At 60.8% G+C, this 17,441-nt stretch carries 15 protein-coding genes; 2 read left to right on the top strand and 13 right to left on the bottom strand.

Annotation, left to right across the window (positions count from 1 at the left end; all coding sequences use genetic code 11):
• Window positions 1–138: 138 nt before the first annotated feature.
• The 5 genes from ACK3EW_RS13405 to ACK3EW_RS13425 form a co-directional block, all read right to left on the bottom strand.
• Entirely contained in the window at window positions 139–1,635 is a 1,497-nt protein-coding gene (locus tag ACK3EW_RS13405; protein WP_493806625.1) for a TRAP transporter large permease, read from the bottom strand.
• Window positions 1,632–2,216, bottom strand: a complete 585-nt coding sequence (locus ACK3EW_RS13410; protein WP_493806626.1) for a TRAP transporter small permease — start codon at window positions 2,214–2,216, stop codon at window positions 1,632–1,634. The genes ACK3EW_RS13405 and ACK3EW_RS13410 overlap by 4 nt, the downstream gene beginning before the upstream one ends.
• A 63-nt stretch (window positions 2,217–2,279) precedes the next feature.
• A complete protein-coding gene (locus tag ACK3EW_RS13415; RefSeq protein ID WP_493806627.1) occupies window positions 2,280–3,314 on the bottom strand; it encodes a TRAP transporter substrate-binding protein in 1,035 nt (344 codons plus the stop codon).
• Between the two features lie 65 nt (window positions 3,315–3,379).
• A complete protein-coding gene (locus ACK3EW_RS13420; protein ID WP_493806628.1) occupies window positions 3,380–4,111 on the bottom strand; it encodes an SDR family oxidoreductase in 732 nt (243 codons plus the stop codon).
• Window positions 4,112–4,193: 82 nt separating this feature from the next.
• Window positions 4,194–5,975 carry an IlvD/Edd family dehydratase gene (locus tag ACK3EW_RS13425; protein ID WP_493806629.1) on the bottom strand — a complete coding sequence of 594 codons (1,782 nt, stop codon included), beginning with the start codon at window positions 5,973–5,975 and terminating at the stop codon, window positions 4,194–4,196.
• A gap of 90 nt (window positions 5,976–6,065) precedes the next feature.
• Here ACK3EW_RS13425 and ACK3EW_RS13430 point away from each other — a divergent pair, with 90 nt between their 5' ends.
• The gene (locus ACK3EW_RS13430; RefSeq protein ID WP_493806630.1) at window positions 6,066–6,407 is read left to right on the top strand and encodes a RidA family protein; all 342 of its coding nucleotides are present in this window, start codon (window positions 6,066–6,068) and stop codon (window positions 6,405–6,407) included.
• Here the strand turns inward: ACK3EW_RS13430 and ACK3EW_RS13435 are convergent.
• The 6 genes from ACK3EW_RS13435 to ACK3EW_RS13460 all read right to left on the bottom strand — a co-directional run bounded on the left by ACK3EW_RS13435 (window position 6,398) and on the right by ACK3EW_RS13460 (window position 13,195).
• Window positions 6,398–7,378 carry a 2-dehydropantoate 2-reductase gene (locus ACK3EW_RS13435; protein ID WP_493806631.1) on the bottom strand — a complete coding sequence of 327 codons (981 nt, stop codon included), beginning with the start codon at window positions 7,376–7,378 and terminating at the stop codon, window positions 6,398–6,400. The two genes, ACK3EW_RS13430 and ACK3EW_RS13435, sit on opposite strands and share 10 nt — an antisense overlap.
• A gap of 117 nt (window positions 7,379–7,495) precedes the next feature.
• Window positions 7,496–9,025: an acyl--CoA ligase gene (locus ACK3EW_RS13440; RefSeq protein ID WP_493806632.1), complete on the bottom strand. Its 1,530-nt coding sequence runs from the start codon at window positions 9,023–9,025 to the stop codon at window positions 7,496–7,498.
• A gap of 165 nt (window positions 9,026–9,190) precedes the next feature.
• Window positions 9,191–10,702, bottom strand: coding sequence for a tripartite tricarboxylate transporter permease (locus ACK3EW_RS13445; protein ID WP_439120288.1), 1,512 nt, complete (start codon window positions 10,700–10,702; stop codon window positions 9,191–9,193).
• Window positions 10,703–10,726: 24 nt separating this feature from the next.
• A complete protein-coding gene (locus tag ACK3EW_RS13450) occupies window positions 10,727–11,230 on the bottom strand; it encodes a tripartite tricarboxylate transporter TctB family protein (protein WP_439120289.1) in 504 nt (167 codons plus the stop codon).
• Between the two features lie 26 nt (window positions 11,231–11,256).
• Window positions 11,257–12,228, bottom strand: a complete 972-nt coding sequence (locus ACK3EW_RS13455; protein WP_439120290.1) for a Bug family tripartite tricarboxylate transporter substrate binding protein — start codon at window positions 12,226–12,228, stop codon at window positions 11,257–11,259.
• Window positions 12,229–12,343: 115 nt separating this feature from the next.
• Window positions 12,344–13,195, bottom strand: coding sequence for a universal stress protein (locus tag ACK3EW_RS13460; protein WP_493806633.1), 852 nt, complete (start codon window positions 13,193–13,195; stop codon window positions 12,344–12,346).
• Window positions 13,196–13,657: 462 nt separating this feature from the next.
• Between ACK3EW_RS13460 and selD the strand changes: the two genes are divergently transcribed.
• Window positions 13,658–15,826 (top strand): selenide, water dikinase SelD, encoded by a 2,169-nt coding sequence (gene selD, locus ACK3EW_RS13465; RefSeq protein WP_493806634.1) that lies wholly within the window; start codon window positions 13,658–13,660, stop codon window positions 15,824–15,826.
• Here selD and mnmH read toward each other — a convergent pair.
• Window positions 15,808–16,863 (bottom strand): tRNA 2-selenouridine(34) synthase MnmH, encoded by a 1,056-nt coding sequence (gene mnmH / locus ACK3EW_RS13470; RefSeq protein ID WP_493806635.1) that lies wholly within the window; start codon window positions 16,861–16,863, stop codon window positions 15,808–15,810. The two genes, selD and mnmH, sit on opposite strands and share 19 nt — an antisense overlap.
• Before the next feature lie 5 nt (window positions 16,864–16,868).
• On the bottom strand, window positions 16,869–17,441 hold the full coding sequence (locus ACK3EW_RS13475; RefSeq protein ID WP_493806636.1) for a PqiC family protein: 573 nt from the start codon (window positions 17,439–17,441) through the stop codon (window positions 16,869–16,871).

Consider the following 17,441-nt stretch of genomic DNA (forward strand, 5'->3'; position numbering starts at 1 on the left):
ATCAGCACAAGGAGAACGACCTATGTCCTATGACGTTCCCTTTAATCTTGCCTCTATCTAAACTGATCGGTTCAGTTTGCCAGATCTATTCCTGCGCGAATCCATGAAATATCTGTGCGCAGATGCGCAGGTGTCTGGTCAGTACAGCCAGAAAAGCGTGATCGCCGGGAACAAAACCAGCAGGATGACCCGCACCAGATCCGACGCGACAAACCAGATCACCGCCTTGTAGGTCTCCATCATCGGGGTGTTGCGATCCATCGAATTGATGATGAACAGGTTCATCCCTACCGGCGGCGTGATCAGCCCCACTTCGACAACGATCAGGACGAGGATACCAAACCAGATCGCCACCCATTCGGCCTCGATCCGGTTCGCCATGCCTTGGGTGACGCGAATATCCAAGGCCTGCATCTGCTCGCGGGTCAGCTCAACCCCGCCCGCGATTGCCGCATTGATCGACCCCAGCATATCTTGCGTCATCCCCTCGGGGACACCCGCCGCCAACACCTCGCGCGCCGCATCCGCCTGCATCACTCCCAGATCGACAAAGCCGAAATCCATGACCGAGATCACCGGGAAGAAGATCGGAATGGTCAGCAGGATCATCGACAGGCTGTCCATCAGGCAGCCAAAGACAAGATAGAACAGAAGGATCAGCGACAGCACCATGAATGGGCTGAGTCCCATCTCAACCACCCAGTTCGACAATTCCTGCGGCACCTGCGTCAGCGCCAGAAACCCGTTGTAGAACGCCGCCCCCAGCACGATGAAAAAGATCATCGCGGTGCTAACAGCGGACTGGATGATGCTCTGCTTGAACACGTCCCAGCTCAGGTTGCCCGATAGCAGCGCAATCAGCCCTGTGCCCGCAGCCCCCACAGCCGCGCCTTCGGTCGGCGTGAACCAACCAAGGTAAATCCCGCCGACCACCAGCCCGAACACCAGCAAGACAGGCCACACGTCGATCAACGCCCGCATCCGCGCGCCATAATGCACAGGGTCACGATGCCCCGCTGCTTCGGGGTGCCGACGCACATACAGCGAAATCGTGATCATATAGCCGATGGCGGCCAAAACGCCGGGAATGAACGCCGCCAGAAACAGCTTGGCAATGTTCTGTTCGGTCAGGATCGCATAGATCACGAGGATCACCGACGGCGGGATCAGGATGCCCAGCGTGCCACCCGCCGCCAAAGTCGCGGTCGAGAACCCGCCGGAATAGCCATTGCGCCGCAACTCCGGCAGCGCCACCCGGCTCATTGTGGCCGCGGTCGCCAGCGACGACCCGCAGATCGCGCCGAACCCCGCACAGGCCCCGACCGAGGCCATCGCAACGCCCCCTCTGCGATGGCCCAGCCATGACTCCGCCGCCTTGAACAAGGCCTGCGACATGCCTGACAGCGTCGCGAACTGCCCCATTAACAAGAAAATCGGAATAATCGACAGCGAATAGCTGGAAAACGTAGAATATGTCTCCGACTTCAACCGCCCCAGAACCACGTCGGGACTGCCCAACGCCAGCCACAACCCGCCAATCCCGCACAGCATCATCGCCAGCCCAATGGGCGCGCGCAGAAAGATCAGCACCAGCAGCACCGGAAAAGACCAGATACCCAGCTCGAGCATGCTCATGTCGCGTCCGCCCCCGATTCCGGCAGGATCGACCGCCCTGTCGCCGCATAGGTCACACGCCCCACCGAGCAGTAAAGCGCAGTAACCGACGCCACTGCGGCGGCCACGAAACTGGCCCCATAGGCCCACCAGATCGGAAATTGCAGCAGGAAAGTGGTCTCGCCATTGCCCATCTTATCCAGCAAGCCGGCGCAGAGCCGCCACGTGATCAGCCAGATCACCAGGGTCAGCACCACGTCCCAGAACGCGATCAACCACGCATTGGCCTTACCGGAAAGCCGCGACGTGAACACATCCACCGTCGCGTGGCCCGCATAAAGCTGGCAAATCGGCAGAAAGGCAAAGATCGAAAACGCGATTCCCGCTTCGACCAGTTCGAAATCCCCGGTCACCGGCCCAACGCCGCTGGCGATCAAACCATCGGCAAAGCTTTGGGACAACGATGTCAGCCAGCCGGAATGACCCATAGAGTTCAGACCACGCCCAAACACGGACACGCAGGTCAGCAGAACAAGCGCCACCATGACGATACCACCAAGGATCGCCATGGCCCGCGCGAGGCGTTCGATCGCCGTCTTCATGCCGCTCTGCCCCTCGCCGTCTTGCGCGCCGCCCAACCCTTTGGCCGGGCGACGCTGCACGCTTTACTGCGTGTTGTGCTTGTCCAAAAGCTCATTCGCCCGCGCGATCAAGGCATTTCCGTCGATCCCCTTTTCATCCATCTCGGCGATCCACTCGGCAGTTGTTGCCGCCGCAGCATCGCGCCACGGACCCGCATCCGCTTCAGAGATAGAGATCAGGTTATTGCCCATATCCAAAGCCGCCTCGCGGCTCGGGCCATCATCCAACTGCATCTGCGTGCCTGCCATGCGGCTGAAGTCGGCCCCCGACTGGGAATCGATCGCCGCCTTTAGGTCATCCGGCAGGCTCTCGTACTTTTCCTTGTTCATAGCGAAGATAAACGTGGTGGTGTAGATCGCGTTGCCTTCAAACTCGGTGTGGTTCTCCACCAGTTCCGCAACCTTCAAAGCGCCGGTCACTTCCCACGGGATCACGGTCGCATCGACCACCCCTTTGGACAGCGCCTCGGGAATGGCTGGCACCGGCATACCCACAGTGGTCGCGCCCAGATTGGTGAACAGCTTGTTCGTCACCCGCGTCGGCGCACGCAGCTTCACCCCGTTCAGATCCCCCGGCACCTCAATCGGATCGGCAGAATGGATCACGCCGGGGCCATGTACCCACACGCCCAGCACTTTGAAATCGGCAAAGTCCTGATCCATCATCTGCTCTTCAGCCAGTTCCCAATAGGCCGCCGACATGTCGCCCGCATCGGTCATGGTGAACGGCAACTCGAACACTTCGGCCCGCGGGAAACGCCCCGGCGTATAACCCGCCACGGTCCAGATGATATCGGCCACACCGTCAATCGCCTGGTCGATCAGCTGCGGCGGTGTGCCGCCCAATTGCATCGACGGAAAATGCTGGATCTCGATCCGCCCACCTGATGCTTCCATCACCCGGTCTGCCCAGGGCACCAACACGTTCTTTGGCACATTGGCTTGCGCCGGCAAGAACTGGTGCATCCGCAACGTGACCTCTTGGGCAAATGCCCCCGTGCCCAGCGTCAGCGCCAGTGCCGTTGTCCCAGCGAGCTTGAGAAATGCGCGCTTGATCATGGTAATCTCCTCCCTTGTCTCTGAGGGCATAAACGCACGAAGCTCACGCAGATTCCAAGGGAAATCTAGCCGCGACCGATATAGGGCATGGTGGTCGCCATCACGGTCATGAACTGCACATTGGCATCCAGCGGCAGGCTGGCCATATGCAGCACCGACGACGCCACATGCGCCACATCCATCACCGGCTCTACCGGCTTGCCCGCCGCTTCGGCCTGCGTCCGCAGCCCGTGCACGATCTCGGTCTCGGCATTGCCGATGTCGATCTGCCCGCAGGCGATGTTGAACGCCCGCCCGTCCAGCGACAGCGTCCGCGTGAGCCCGGTTACGCCATGTTTGGTCGCCGTATAAGGCACTGACCCCCAGCGCGGCACATGGGCCGAGATTGACCCATTGTTGATGATCCGCCCCCCTTGCGGGTCCTGCATCCGCATCCGCGCAAACGCCGCCCGCGCACACAGGAAACTGCCCGTCAGGTTCACGTCGATACAGCGCTTCCAATCCTCCAGCGGGATCTCGTCAATGGTCGCGCCAAACACACCCGTGCCTGCATTGTTGAAGAGTGCATCAAGCCGCCCCCAACGCTCCATCACCTTGGTAAAGGCGGCATCCACCGCCGCCTCGTCGGTCACGTCGCAGGGCAGCGCCAGAGCCGCCTCCGACCCCGCCGCGATCTCCTCCAACGGTGCCGCCCGTCGCCCGACCAGCCCGACCTTCCAGCCCGCTTCAAGAAACGCTTCGGCACAGGCACAGCCAATCCCGCTGCCCGCACCCGTGATAATGATCGTCTGTCCCATAACACAGCCCCTGCTTCATCTTGCCCATAAACTCCGGGGGAGTCGCCCATCGGGCGACGGGGGCAGCGCCCCCATACCCCGCTCAGTGATTGTCGCGTGGCAAATCCTTGGCAATCCGCTGATACGCCGTCGCCAATTCAAGGCACCCACCTTCCGCCAACTGCCCGACATGACGGCGATAGATCTCCTGCCACGGCGTCTGGTTGACGATCTCCGGAGCCTCCCAAATCGCTTTGCGCGCCTCCCACTCGGCCTCATCCACCAGTGCGTTCAGGGTCGAGGTATTCAGATCCAGCCGCACCCGGTCCCCTGTCTGCAAATAGGCCAGGCCGCCGCCCACCACCGCTTCAGGAGACGCGTTCAGGATCGAGGGGCTTTCCGATGTCCCGGACTGCCGTCCATCGCCCACGGTGGGCAAATGGTTGATCCCCGCCTTTACCAGCGCATCCGGCGGCTGCATGTTCACCACCTCGGCAGACCCGGGATATCCGACACACCCCACATTGCGAATGAAAAGAATACACTCTTCATCAATCGCCAAACCCGGATCATTGATCCGGTCGTGATAATCCTCCGGCCCCTCAAACACGATGGCCCGCGCCTCGAACACACCCTCGGCGCCAGGCGTCGACAGGAACCGCTTGCGGAAATCCGGCGAAATCACCGAGGTTTTCATCAATGCTGACTCAAACAGGTTCCCCGACAGCACCTTGAACCCCGCCTTGTCCCGCAGCGGCGCGTCGTAGGTGGTGATCACGTCCCGGTCCAAACTCTCCCAAGACGCCAGCACATCCCCCAACTGCTGCCCCGAGGCCGTCATCACCCCCTCATGCAATCGCCCGGCTTTTCGCAATTCGCCCATCACCGCGGGCACCCCGCCCGCACGATAGAAACTCTCACCAAGATATTCGCCCGCAGGCTGCATGTTCACCATCAAAGGCACATCGAACCCGATCTTCTCCCAATCGGTCACGTCCAATTCGACCCCAGCATGCCGCGCAATCGCCTGCAAATGCGGCGGCGCGTTGGTCGATCCCCCAATGGCGGCATTGACCACAATCGCATTCTCGAACGCCTCGCGCGTCAGGATGTCCGACGGCTTCAGATCCTCCAGCACCATCTGCACACAGCGCTTGCCAGTTTCATAGGCCATCGCCATCCGTTCCCGGAACGGGGCCGGGATCGCTGAATTGCCCGGCAACGACATGCCCAGCGCCTCGGCCATCGCGTTCATCGTGCTCGCCGTGCCCATCGTGTTGCAATGCCCCAAGGATGGAGACGACGCACAGGCCAGTTCCATGAACTCATCATACCCGATCTCGCCCCGCGCCATCAGCCGCCGCCCTTCCCAGATCGTCGTGCCAGAGCCTGCGCGCTTGCCCTTGTACCAACCGTCCAGCATCGGCCCACCATTCAGCGCAATCGCCGGAATATCCATCGTCGCCGCGCCCATGAGCTGCGCAGGCGTGGTCTTGTCACAGCCCGTGGTCAGAACAACCCCGTCGATCGGATAGCCATGCAGCACTTCGACAAGGCTCAGATAGGCAAGGTTCCGGTCCAACGCCGCCGTCGGGCGCTTGCCAGTCTCCTGAATCGGATGCACCGGGAATTCCATTGGAATGCCCCCACCATCGCGAATCCCCGCCTTGATCCGGTCCATCAGGAACACGTGGATCTTGTTGCACGGCGCCAAATCAGACCCGGTATTGGCAATCCCGATGATCGGCTTTTCGGCCTGCAACTCCCCTTGGGTAAAGCTCTGGTTCTGATAGCGCTCCAGATAAAGCGCGGTCATGCCCGGATTGTTGGGATTGTCGAACCATTCCTGCGACCGGAACCGTTTGCGCGCGCGCGTGTCGGACATCTGATCTCTCCCCTCATCTGTCCCAAGCGTTCTGGACAATCCGCGCGCCAACAGCAAGTGTCAGCGCAAACATCAAACAGGAGAAGACCCATGATCGAACGCCAAGAGATCGGCCAACGGATGAGCAAGATCGTCAAACACAACGGCACCGTCTATCTCTGCGGTCAGGTGGGTGCAGGCGACAGCGTCACCGAGCAGACACAGGATTGCCTCGCCCGCGTAGATGCCCTGCTGAAACAGGCCGGATCGTCCCGTGAACAGATCCTGCAAGCCATCATCTGGGTGGCCGACATGGCCGATTTCGCCGAAATGAACGCCGTCTGGGATGCATGGGTGCCCGAAGGCAACGCCCCCGCCCGCGCCTGCGGGGAGGCCAAACTGGCCCGCCCCGAACTTAAAGTCGAAGTGATCGTGACCGCCGCTTACGAATAAAGCCCGGCCGTCCGCGCCCGCAACTGCACCAGCGCCAGCACCGTGTCGATTGTCGGTGTTGGCACACCCACCACGCGGCCCAGCTCCTGCACCGATCCGACCAGCGCGTCGATCTCCATCGGGCGTCCCTGATCCAGATCCTGCAGCATCGACGTGCGGTGCGCGCCGACAGCCGCACCGCCATCAATGCGCCGTTCCACATCAATCGGGAACTTCACACCCAGCGCCTCGGCAATCTCCTGCGCCTCGAGCATCATGCCCTTGGCCACCGCCCGCGTGCCGGGATCGGTACAAAGAACATCCAGCGTCGCATGGGTCAACGCCGAGATCGGATTGAAGGACAGGTTCCCCCAAAGCTTCACCCAGATCTCGTCCCGCAACCGGGGCCGCACCGGTGCCTTGAGCCCCGCCGAAGACAGCGCCTGCGACAGCGCTACAGCGCGCTCCGACTTCGATCCGTCCGGCTCCCCAAGCGAAAAGCGGTTGCCCTCGATATGCTTTACCACACCGGGCTCGATCACCTCTGCTGCCGGATAGACAACGCAACCCAGCACCTGGTCCGGCCCGAACCCGTCCCATTGCGCATTGCCGGGGTCCACGCTCTCTAGCCGTGTGCCCTCATGCTCCCCACCGATCTTGTGGAAATACCACCACGGCACGCCATTCACACCGGACACGATTGTGGTGTTCGGCCCGATCAGCGGCTTCATCTTGTCGACAATCGGCGGCACCGAATGCGCCTTGAGCGTGACGATGATGTAATCCTGAACACCGAGATCCGCCGGGTTGTCCGACGCGGTCACGGACACAACCGTTTCCTCACCACCCTCTTCGATCAATTTCAACCCATTGGACTTCATCGCCGCCAAATGCGGACCGCGCGCCACAAGGCTCACATCTGCCCCGGCCTGCGCCAGCTTCACACCCATGTAGCCGCCAATGGCGCCCGCTCCGAATACGCAAATCTTCATCGCTCACCCAGAAGCGATCCGCTGGTTTTCCGCGAACCGCTCCTCCTTCATCTTGCCAAGTAAACTCCCGCCGGAGGCTCCCACAGGGGCCACCCGGCGCATTCTCACAGCTTCAGATCACGCCGTCTCAACCAGCCCAAGCTTCTCCGCCAGACCGATCCGCTGCATCTTGCCGGTGGCCCCTTTCGGAATCTCGTCAAGAATGATCACCTTACGCGGCACTTTGAAATCGGCCATACGGCTGGCTGCGAAGTCGCGGATCTCCCGCTCTGTCGCCTCAACCCCGTCTTTCAGAACGACGGCTGCGGCCACCTCTTCTCCCAACTTGGGATGCGGCAAAGCAAAGGTCACCACCTGCGCAATCGCCGGGTGATCCAGAAGCACGCCATCCACCTCGAGCGGCGAGACCTTCTCGCCGCCGCGATTGATGATTTCCTTCAATCGCCCGGTGAGATGCAGGAAGCCGTCTTCGTCAAACGCCCCCTGATCGCCTGTGCGGAACCAGCGCTTGCCATCGGCTTCAAAGAAGTTCTTGGCGTTTGCATCCGGGTTGCTCTCATAGCCGGGTGTCACGTTCGGGCCGGAAATCACCACCTCACCCGTCCCGTCGATCAGCCGGTTCTCGGTCTCATGCGCCACGCGCACTTCGGGGCCAGCAGCCACCCCCACGGCACCGGGTTTCTGCCGGTCGAACGGATTGCAGCACATCTGATGCGCGGCTTCGGTCATGCCGTAAGCCTCGATCACCGGCGCGTTGAAGGTCTCGCGCAGCTGCTCCATCACCTGCGCGGGCAAAGACGCCGAGGACGACCGCAGAAACCGCAGCGGCACCTCCGCGATCACATCCGCGTTGCGGCCTGCGCGGGTCAGGATGGCCTGATGCATGGTCGGCACGGCGGTGTACCATGTGGGCGTCGCATCACGCATCCAGCCAAAGAATCGCAGCGCGTCAAAGCCCGGCGCGCACCAGATCGACGCGCCCACGGACAAAGATGCTGACACCGCAGCGATCAAGCCATGGATGTGGAACAACGGCATCACGTTCAGGCAACGGTCATCCGACGTCAGGTTCAAAGACGCCGCAATGTTGTGCGCCGATGCGGCCACGTTCGATTGCAAGAGCGGTACGATCTTCGGCCGCGACGTGGTGCCCGATGTGTGCAGGATCAGCGCAACGTCGTCATCGCTCGGATCGCTGGCTGGCAACGCATCCCCGGTGGCTCCATCGGCTGCCAAGGTGAACGATCCAGCAGGCGAGCCTTCTGCCACAACAGTGCGCAGCACCATCAGACCCAAAGACTTGGCCGCACCAAGTGCCGGGCCGTCATAGCCGTCAGCCAGGACAATCGCCTTGGCCCCAAGGTCTTCAATGTAGAACTTGTACTCGTCCTCGCGGTAGGCCGGGTTCAGCGGAGCCGTGGTCGCCGCCTGTGCAATGGTGACAAACGCCGAAGCCATTTCCGGCCCGTTCGGCAGCACGATCGCCACCCGGTCGCTCGGTCCGATCCCGAAGCCGCGCAAGCTCGCGCTCACTTCCGCCGACAAATCCCGCAGCCCACCATAGCTGAGCCAGTCCCGCCCCGGTGCGCCCAAGGCCTTCGATCCGGCATCATGTCCCTCAAGCAGTGCTTTGACGTTGGTAGCCATAGTCCTGTCCCCTTTTAGTCAGTCGGTCTTGTTTCGTTATTCCATCGGAGCTGCGCCCCGTGATCCACCCTTGCCCCTATTTAACGAGGCAGAGCGCAAAGAAAAGCACTTCGATGGCAATTTACATCTGCGACACCAGTTCCGCGATCACGGCTAGCACATGGATCAGGCCATTTTTTCCGACCGTTTGCGGCGCAGAAGCTTGATTGCAGGCAACAGGATCAGGATGATTGCGACCACTGTGATAGGCCCTGCGATCGGCCGGGTGAAGAAGATCATCGGATCACCCGAGGACAAAAGCAGGGATTGGCGCATGGTCGGTTCGGCAATTGGACCAAGCACAATCGCCAGAACAGCCGGTGCCAGCGGGTAGTCGAACTTGCGCAAGAAAAACGCCGACAGCCCGAAAATAACGATCAGCCAGAGGTCATGCATGCTGCGCGACGCGGCAAAGCCACCGACGATGGACAGCACGAAGATCAGCGGCGCAAGGATGGTGAACGGCATCCGCAGCATCCAGACAAACAGCGGGATGAACGCGAGATTGATGAACAGCGCCGCGATGTTCGAGATGTAGAAAGATCCGATAAGACCCCAGACAAACTCGCTTTGATCGACAAAAAGGCGTGGACCCGGTGTCAGCCCCCAGATGACCATGCCCCCCAGCAGGATCGCCGTGGTCGGAGACCCTGGAATACCAAGTGTCAGCATCGGCAACATAGACCCTGTGGACGCAGAGTTGTTGGCCGCCTCCGGGGCCGCGACCCCATCGGGTGTCCCCTTCCCGTATTCCTCGGGATTCTTTGACACCATCTTGGCAACACCGTAGGACATCAGTGACCCCGGCGTGGCACCTGCGGCTGGCAAAACACCGACGAAAAACCCAAGGATCGAACCGATCCAGGTCCCTTTCCAGCCTCTGCGCACCGCTTCCTTGGTATCAGCCACCATGCCTTTGAAGGTCATCTTGGGGTTTGTCGTCGTCACTTCGCCGCGCGTTTGCTCGATGGTCCAAAGCATCTCGCCGATGCCGTAAACCCCAATGGCCAGCACGATAAAGCCGATCCCCCGCAGGAAGCCTTCGATCTCGAACAGCACGAGGCGCGGTTCGCCTGAGATGGTGTCAAACCCGACGGTCGCAAGCACCAGACCAAGACAGATCGAAAAGATCGTCTTCGGGATATCGTCCCCGCCAAGCCCAACAAAGGTCGCAAAGGCCAACAGCATCAGTGCAAAAATTTCGGGGGGCCCAAACGACAGCGCCATGGTCGCGAGCAGCGGGGCAAAGAGGGTGAACAGAATATTGGCAACCGTGCCCCCCACGAAAGAGGCAATCGCCGCAGTCACCAATGCCAGACTGGCCCGCCCCTGAAGCGCCAATGGTCGCCCATCAAACGTCGTGGCCACAGCGGTCGAGGCGCCGGGTATCCCCATGGTGACCGATGAAATCGCCCCTCCATACATGGCTCCATAGTAAATGGCCGCCAGAAAGATGATGGCAGAGCCCGGAGGCACCAGAAACGTGATCGGCAAAAGGATCGCCACACCGTTCACAGACCCCAAGCCCGGCATCGCCCCAATGAACAGGCCAACCGTGACACCAATCAGAATGAGAACGAGATTGAGCGGCTCAAGCGCAACAAGCACGCCATCGGCCAGAAAAGATAAAGCTTCCATGATGGTCCTTGGATCCCGGGGGCGTCAGTAAATGATGTCGTACATCACATCGAAGAAGGGCTGCGTGAATGGCAGGCCTTGCGGCATCGAAATCTGCATCGCCCCTTCGAAAAAGAAGAACAGGCCGATGGGCAGGATAATCGCAATGGCCAGTGTCAGCGCCCAGGAATGTCTGCCCAGAAACCGCAGGTAGTAGACGAAGAACAGCGCAACCGCGCCGTACATCGAAACCACCGAAATCAATGCGACAAACGCAGTGACCCCACCGCCAACATGCAGCACCGTGCGCCAGCCAAATGAATCCATAAGCGGTTCATCCGACACCGATGCCGGGGTCTTGCCGCGCCACCAATTCCAGGCGATGGCAACACAGCTCAGCAGCATGCCGGCCGACAGCCAGAACGGCCAAAAGCCACCACCCGGTCCCTGGCCGCGAATGTACCCGATGGGAAGCTCGGTGCTCTTCCACATCAGATACAGGGAAAAGAGGGCAAGGAGCCCTGCAAGTGATATTTCACCTTGGCGCATCTCTGCCCCCTTTCCTGATTTATGGCTTAGCCGCCGATTTCGGACAGAAGCTTGCGGTGCGTTGCAACCTGAGTTGCCCAATATGCACGCGTTTGCGCCTCATCCATCGGCAGGGGCGACAGGCTTTCGGACACGAGGTAGTCCTGCCATGCGTCACTGTCGTACACCTTGCCGAACACCTCACGGTAATAGGCTGCAGCCTCGTCCGACATGCCCGGCGCACCGACGATGGCACGCTGGTTGTAATACGAGAAATCGTGGCCTTTTTCCTTCATGGTCGGCACGTCCGGATAGGCATCCATACGCTCGTCCGAGAAGGCCAGAAGCGGCACGAAGTCACCCGCTTCGTAAAAGCCCTTGGCTTCGGCGGGGTTGTTGACAGTGGCCATGATCTGTTGACCTGCAAGGTCCTTGGCCACGGCGCCGCCGCCGTCATACGGGATGTACTTGATCTTCAGATCATAAGCCCCGGCCATGTAGGCGATCACGATCGAGTCTTCCTGACCGGTCCCGGTTCCACCCATGACGTACTCACCGTCCATTTCTTTGACCTTCGCGATGTACTCTTCAAAGGTCGTGATGCCAGAATCCTTGTGGACCCAAAGCACGAAAGGATCGACGCCCATCATGGTGATCGGGGTGAAGGTCTCGATATCGACGCCCAGACCCTCTTGGCGGATCGGCGTTGTGTAGAACGAATTGAGCGTGACCATCAGCGTATGGTCCGGGTCACGCGCGTCCTTGAGATGCAAAAGGGACTCTGCGCCAGAGCCGCCACCGCGGTTGGTGGGGATCAGGGGCCGGTTGGTCATGTCATTCGCCTCGACCACGGATTGCACGAACCGCGCGATCTGGTCTGCGCCACCACCCGGACCCGCCATGATCGTGAAATCGATCGGTCGCTTCGGCTGCCAATCTTGCGCCAAAGCTGCAATCGGCAAAGTTGCCAGGGCGGTGCCTGCGGCCAGTCCCAGGAAAAGTCTTTTGGTCAGTTTCATAGTGTATTCCTCCCTAAAATGCCCGGTTTCCCGGACCAGTCGTTTCCGCGTCATGTGCGGGCTTCAGATTTGGGGCGTGCCCCGTCGTCGGCCTTGGTTCGGCCAAAGAGGTGGTTCAATGCGCCATCAGGATGGGCATCTCTGTTTTGTCCACGATACGCTCGGTGTTGCCTCCAAACAGCATCTCGGTCTCGTGGCTGTGGCTGTAAGCTCCGATAACCAGCAGGCTGGCTCCGATGCTTTTGCTCGTCTTGAGAAGCTCCGTGGCGGCATCTTTTCCGGTAAAGCGCACAACTTCGGCGGTGATGCCGCGCAGCGCGTAATAGTCCACCAACTCATCAACACTGGGCCCATGAGATTGCACCTTCCCACCCGTCAGAATGCTGACGCGCTTGGCGGCATGGACGATGTCCAATGACGATGCGACGGCGCGCGCTGCAGGCAGTGATCCATTCCAGCCGATCGCCACGTGCTGGGCGAATGTGGCATCGGGCTGCAATTGTCCCGGACAGATCAACACAGGCCGTCCAGCGCCATAAAGCGCTGCTTTCAACGAGCTCTGGCCGAGGTTGCGTTCCCGCTGGGGCTTTGGAAGTACGATGAGGTCAGACAACCGACCCGCATGCTTGACAACATCGGCCATGCGGCCGGGCTCTTCCGCAAAGGTACAGACCGCAACATCGGGTGTGCTCGCGTTTTCCTCGAGCCCAAAGTCGCGCGCCAGACGGTGCAAAATCTTGCGCAGGTGATCTTCCTGACGGTTCGCAAGCTCAACCGCCTGTTCCATCATCACCTTGCGGGCAAAGTCATTCATGACGATGCCCTGCGGCAGCAAATCATTGGCCTGAGCCCGACAGTGCACAACATTGACCTGCGCTTGGTGTTGCTTGGCAAGTTCGGCTGCATGGGCAAGCACGGTTGCGACCATGCCGTCGCCACGCACTGGGACCAAAATGGATTTCAACATTGGCGACGATCTCTCCTGCCCTTTAGCGTGGTCGCAATGTCGCGTCCCTCCCGAGCGAAGGCCGCCATCCGAGCCAGCGCTCCTCGCAATTCTTGGCTGTTCATCTAGGCGCAGGATTGTTTCGTCAAGCGTTAAGATTTTGAAATTTACTTACTCATCGGTTTTTCCCAAGTTTTTAAGCCTTTGTTAATTAAATATTTTTCTGTATCCCAAAGTATACTGCGCTTTTGACGGGTCTCAGCGGCGCTTGCAAAGGCCACAGCAGGCAGACTGCCTCGGTGATCCAAATCGAATCGCGCAAAGGTGGCACCCGCGAACCCGCGCGCAACACGCTCTTCACGTCACCCCTTTCGTTAGCGCAAACGCCCACGGACAGACACGTTACGAAAGTTGATCACCCGTCGCATAGGCGCGGAGACACCACCGTGATAAGCCGTGCCTGACCATCAAAGGACCGCCCTCATGCACCAGCCGCCCCTGCCGCTCACTCAGGACCTCGTTCTCATCGGCGGCGGACACACCCATGCGCTGGTGCTGCGTAAATGGTCGATGAAGCCGCTTCCCGGGGCGCGCCTCACGCTTATCAACCCGGGGCCGACCGCGCCCTATTCCGGTATGCTGCCGGGCTTCGTTGCCGGACACTACACCCGCGATCAGCTTGACATCGACCTCGTCCGCCTCGCGCAGGCCGCGAATGCGCGGCTCATCCTTGGGTCGGTTACTGGCATCGACCCTGACAGCGGCACAATCCAGATCGACACGCACCCGCACGTTGGATTCGACGTTCTAGCGGTCGATGTTGGCATTACCTCTGACATGCCCGCCCTGCCCGGTTTCACCGAACACGCCGTACCCGCGAAACCACTTGGCCCGTTCGCCGCCAAATGGGACAGTTTCCGCAAAGGCACCGGCCCGGCCACAGTCGCAATCATCGGTGGCGGCGTGGCAGGTGCGGAACTGGCCATGGCAATGGCCCACGCTTTGAAACTGCGCAAACGCCCTGCCACGATCCACCTGATCGACAACGCAACCGCACTGTCGGCCCTGCCGGCAAAAAGCGCAACTCAACTGCGCGCAGCGATCAAAGCGCTCAACATCGTACTGCATGAAAACGTCCAGATCACGCATCTTGGCAAACACACGATCTCCCTTGACGACGGGAGCAGCATCACCGCCCAGTTCATCACCGGTGCCGCAGGCGCACGCCCCTATCAGTGGATGGCCCAGACCGGCCTGACCACGCATGACGGCTTTCTGACGGTCAATGACCGCCTGCAAACCAGCGATCCGCGCATCTTTGCTGTCGGCGACTGCGCACACATGTCCCACGCCCCCCGGCCCAAGGCGGGCGTCTATGCCGTGCGGCAAGCCCCTGTTCTATTCCATAATCTCGCCTCCTCTCTCTCAGGTGGTCCGCTGAAAACCTATGTCCCACAGAAAGATTACCTGAAGCTTATCTCGCTCGGGAAAAAGTCGGCACTTGGTGATCGCTTCGGCGTCACCTTCACCGGGCCCTGGGTCTGGGATTGGAAAGACCGCATCGACCGCAAATTCATGGACCAGTTCGACCAACTGCCCAAGATGCCCACACCTCCCTTACCCTATCCTCGCGCCAAAGGCGTGCAGCAGGCCATGGGCCCCAAACCACTCTGTGGCGGCTGCGGTGCAAAACTGGGCCGTGATGCGCTGTCAAAATCGCTGGCCACGCTGAAACCGGCACAGCGCGCCGACATCACGCCCCTGCCCGGCGACGATGCAGCGCTCCTGAATACGGGCGGTGCGCGGCAGGTCTTCACCACCGACCATCTGCGCAGCTTCTGGCCCGATCCCGCGGTCATGGCTCGTATCGCCACCCATCACGCCTTGGGCGATATCTGGGCGATGGGCGCCAATCCACAGGCCGCAACACTGTCGATTACCCTGCCCCGCCAGTCGGAACCCTTGGCCGAACGCACCCTGACCGAGATCCTGACCTCGGCCCAGACCATCCTGCAGGACGCAGGCGCAGACATTGTCGGCGGTCACAGCACTTTTGGCGATGACCTCAGCATCGGCCTCGCGGTCACGGGCCTGCTCGACCGCGAGGCCATCACCTTGGGCGGCGCACAGGACGGGGCGATCCTGATCCTGACCAAACCCATCGGCACCGGCGTAATCATGGCGGCGTTGATGTCGGGCAAGGCACGCGGTGCCGACGTCGCGGGCGCGTTGGACGCGATGCAGCAGGGCCAGAAATCCGCAGCCCAAATCTTGCGGGACGCGGCACAGGCGATGACCGATCTCACCGGGTTCGGCCTCGCTGGGCACACGCAGAACATCTGCATTGCTTCTGGCCTAGCCGCCACCCTGACACCGGACACGATCCCGCTTCTGCCCGGCGCGCTGGACCTCTCCGAACGGGGCGAACATTCTTCGCTTTATGCAAACAATCGCGCTGGATTTTCAAACATTCCCGACAATCCGCACACCCGCCTTCTGTTCGATCCGCAAACAGGCGGCGGACTGCTGGCCGCAGTCCCAGCGGGTCAGGCAGACACTTTGATCAAAGAACTGCACCAAAACGGACACCCCGACAGCGCCATCATAGGCCACTTGCACAATGGCCCTATAGGTCAGGTCTCCATCGCCTGAAGCGCCACCGCGACCTTTGCCGCCACTTGCTCCAGATGCGCGGGCGTCAGACCCTCTGCCGCAACCTGCGCAATCACGTTGGGAGCCATCGCCTTCATCGACTTGGCGTAGGCCAGATCATAATGGTCTTCCATAAGCGACCGCGTCAGCGCCCGCTTATCGCCCGCCACGCTCAATCCGACCCACCGCGCAACCAAAGCCTCGCCCCGATGCGCCTTGAGCGGCGCCAACTGTGCATGGAGCGTGGCCTTGTCCGACAGGATATCGTCATAGGCCCGCAACAAATACTCGGTCCGCGCCTCCAAGGGCGCAGTCACTTCAATCCAGGGCGCTACCTTCATAGCGTCCCATAGGGACGGCGGCAGAAGGATCTGCCCTATCTTGCTGCTCTCAGCCTCCACCAGCACGGGCCGCGCCGGATCAAGGCGGCATAATTCCCCTGCCAACGCGCTCTCAAACGCCTTTTGTGAGGGCTGATCCCCCATCGCCCCCAAAAGCGACCCTCGATGGTTCGCCAGCTGTTCAAGGTCGATCACCTGCACGCCTTGTGCTGCCAAAAGCGGCAAAAGCTCTGTCTTGGCCGTGCCCGTGTAGCCGCCCAACTGGACGAACCGATAAGGCAACGCCCGGTTATGCAGCATGTCCACAACCAACCGCCGATACGTCTTGTACCCGCCCTGAACCACATCAGACCGCCAGCCGATTTCCCGAAGCAGCCACGCAAACGACCCCGACCGTTGCCCGCCGCGCCAGCAATAGACCAGAGGCCGCCACGCTCCGTCATGGTGAGACAAAGACGTTTCGATATGGTTAGCGGCATTGCGAAACACCAAAGCCGCCCCGATCTTGCGCGCATCAAACGGGCTGACCTGCTTATAGATCGTGCCCACCCGCGCCCGTTCGTCGTTGTCGAGAACGGGCAGGTTGATGGCACCGGGCACATGATCCTCGGCAAATTCGGCAGGGCTGCGCACATCGATCACGGTATCGAAGCCGTGGTCGAGTAATTCAGTCAGGCTGGACGGGATCAGCGGCATGAATTCTAGCGCAACAGCCCGATCAGTTCGTCCGACAACGCCACCAACGCCCGACCCTGCGCTTCGGTCACAGCGGCTGCCGAAATCTCGGCAATCGGCACCGAGATGGCAAAGCGTTCGACCCGTTCACGCAGGCGTCCGTCCACAGCACTGACGGCGGCTTGCCCGGTGATCTCGAACACACCTGAAACGCTGGCCAACATCTTGTCGATCCGCACATCCAACCGCGCTGACGGCCCATCCAACAAGGGCCACGGCTCTGCCGAAACAGTTGCCGTGCTGCCGTCATCCAGCAATTGCGCCAGCGTGCCCGTGACTGCGCGTTCGGGGTCATCCGCCCAAACCGCATCACCCAAGGGCCGCAACGCCCCACCCTCCTCGCGCACAAGGATCTCCGCCCCAGACGCATGGCTGGGCAACGACACATCGCGCAATTCGACGCTGCGCACCGACACCCGCGTTTCCGCACCCGTAGGCGCAGGCGCGTCGATCAGATAACGCGCGCTGTCCGCCGACCCGCAGGCCGCCAATGGCAGCGCTATCGCAACGGCCAAAGCGCGCATGTTCATATGGATCAT

Source organism: Marivita sp. NO-S04 (assembly GCF_059070475.1).

What these genes read in the sequence shown, in the direction of transcription:
- ACK3EW_RS13405 (WP_493806625.1), bottom strand. Translation starts at nt 1,635, where the DNA reads ATGAGCATGCTCGAGCTGGGTATCTGGTCTTTTCCGGTGCTGCTGGTG.
- ACK3EW_RS13410 (WP_493806626.1), bottom strand. Translation starts at nt 2,216, where the DNA reads ATGAAGACGGCGATCGAACGCCTCGCGCGGGCCATGGCGATCCTTGGT.
- ACK3EW_RS13415 (WP_493806627.1), bottom strand. Translation starts at nt 3,314, where the DNA reads ATGATCAAGCGCGCATTTCTCAAGCTCGCTGGGACAACGGCACTGGCG.
- ACK3EW_RS13420 (WP_493806628.1), bottom strand. Translation starts at nt 4,111, where the DNA reads ATGGGACAGACGATCATTATCACGGGTGCGGGCAGCGGGATTGGCTGT.
- ACK3EW_RS13425 (WP_493806629.1), bottom strand. Translation starts at nt 5,975, where the DNA reads ATGTCCGACACGCGCGCGCGCAAACGGTTCCGGTCGCAGGAATGGTTC.
- ACK3EW_RS13430 (WP_493806630.1), top strand. Translation starts at nt 6,066, where the DNA reads ATGATCGAACGCCAAGAGATCGGCCAACGGATGAGCAAGATCGTCAAA.
- ACK3EW_RS13435 (WP_493806631.1), bottom strand. Translation starts at nt 7,378, where the DNA reads ATGAAGATTTGCGTATTCGGAGCGGGCGCCATTGGCGGCTACATGGGT.
- ACK3EW_RS13440 (WP_493806632.1), bottom strand. Translation starts at nt 9,025, where the DNA reads ATGGCTACCAACGTCAAAGCACTGCTTGAGGGACATGATGCCGGATCG.
- ACK3EW_RS13445 (WP_439120288.1), bottom strand. Translation starts at nt 10,702, where the DNA reads ATGGAAGCTTTATCTTTTCTGGCCGATGGCGTGCTTGTTGCGCTTGAG.
- ACK3EW_RS13450 (WP_439120289.1), bottom strand. Translation starts at nt 11,230, where the DNA reads ATGCGCCAAGGTGAAATATCACTTGCAGGGCTCCTTGCCCTCTTTTCC.
- ACK3EW_RS13455 (WP_439120290.1), bottom strand. Translation starts at nt 12,228, where the DNA reads ATGAAACTGACCAAAAGACTTTTCCTGGGACTGGCCGCAGGCACCGCC.
- ACK3EW_RS13460 (WP_493806633.1), bottom strand. Translation starts at nt 13,195, where the DNA reads ATGTTGAAATCCATTTTGGTCCCAGTGCGTGGCGACGGCATGGTCGCA.
- selD (WP_493806634.1), top strand. Translation starts at nt 13,658, where the DNA reads ATGCACCAGCCGCCCCTGCCGCTCACTCAGGACCTCGTTCTCATCGGC.
- mnmH (WP_493806635.1), bottom strand. Translation starts at nt 16,863, where the DNA reads ATGCCGCTGATCCCGTCCAGCCTGACTGAATTACTCGACCACGGCTTC.
- ACK3EW_RS13475 (WP_493806636.1), bottom strand. Translation starts at nt 17,441, where the DNA reads ATGATCCATATGAACATGCGCGCTTTGGCCGTTGCGATAGCGCTGCCA.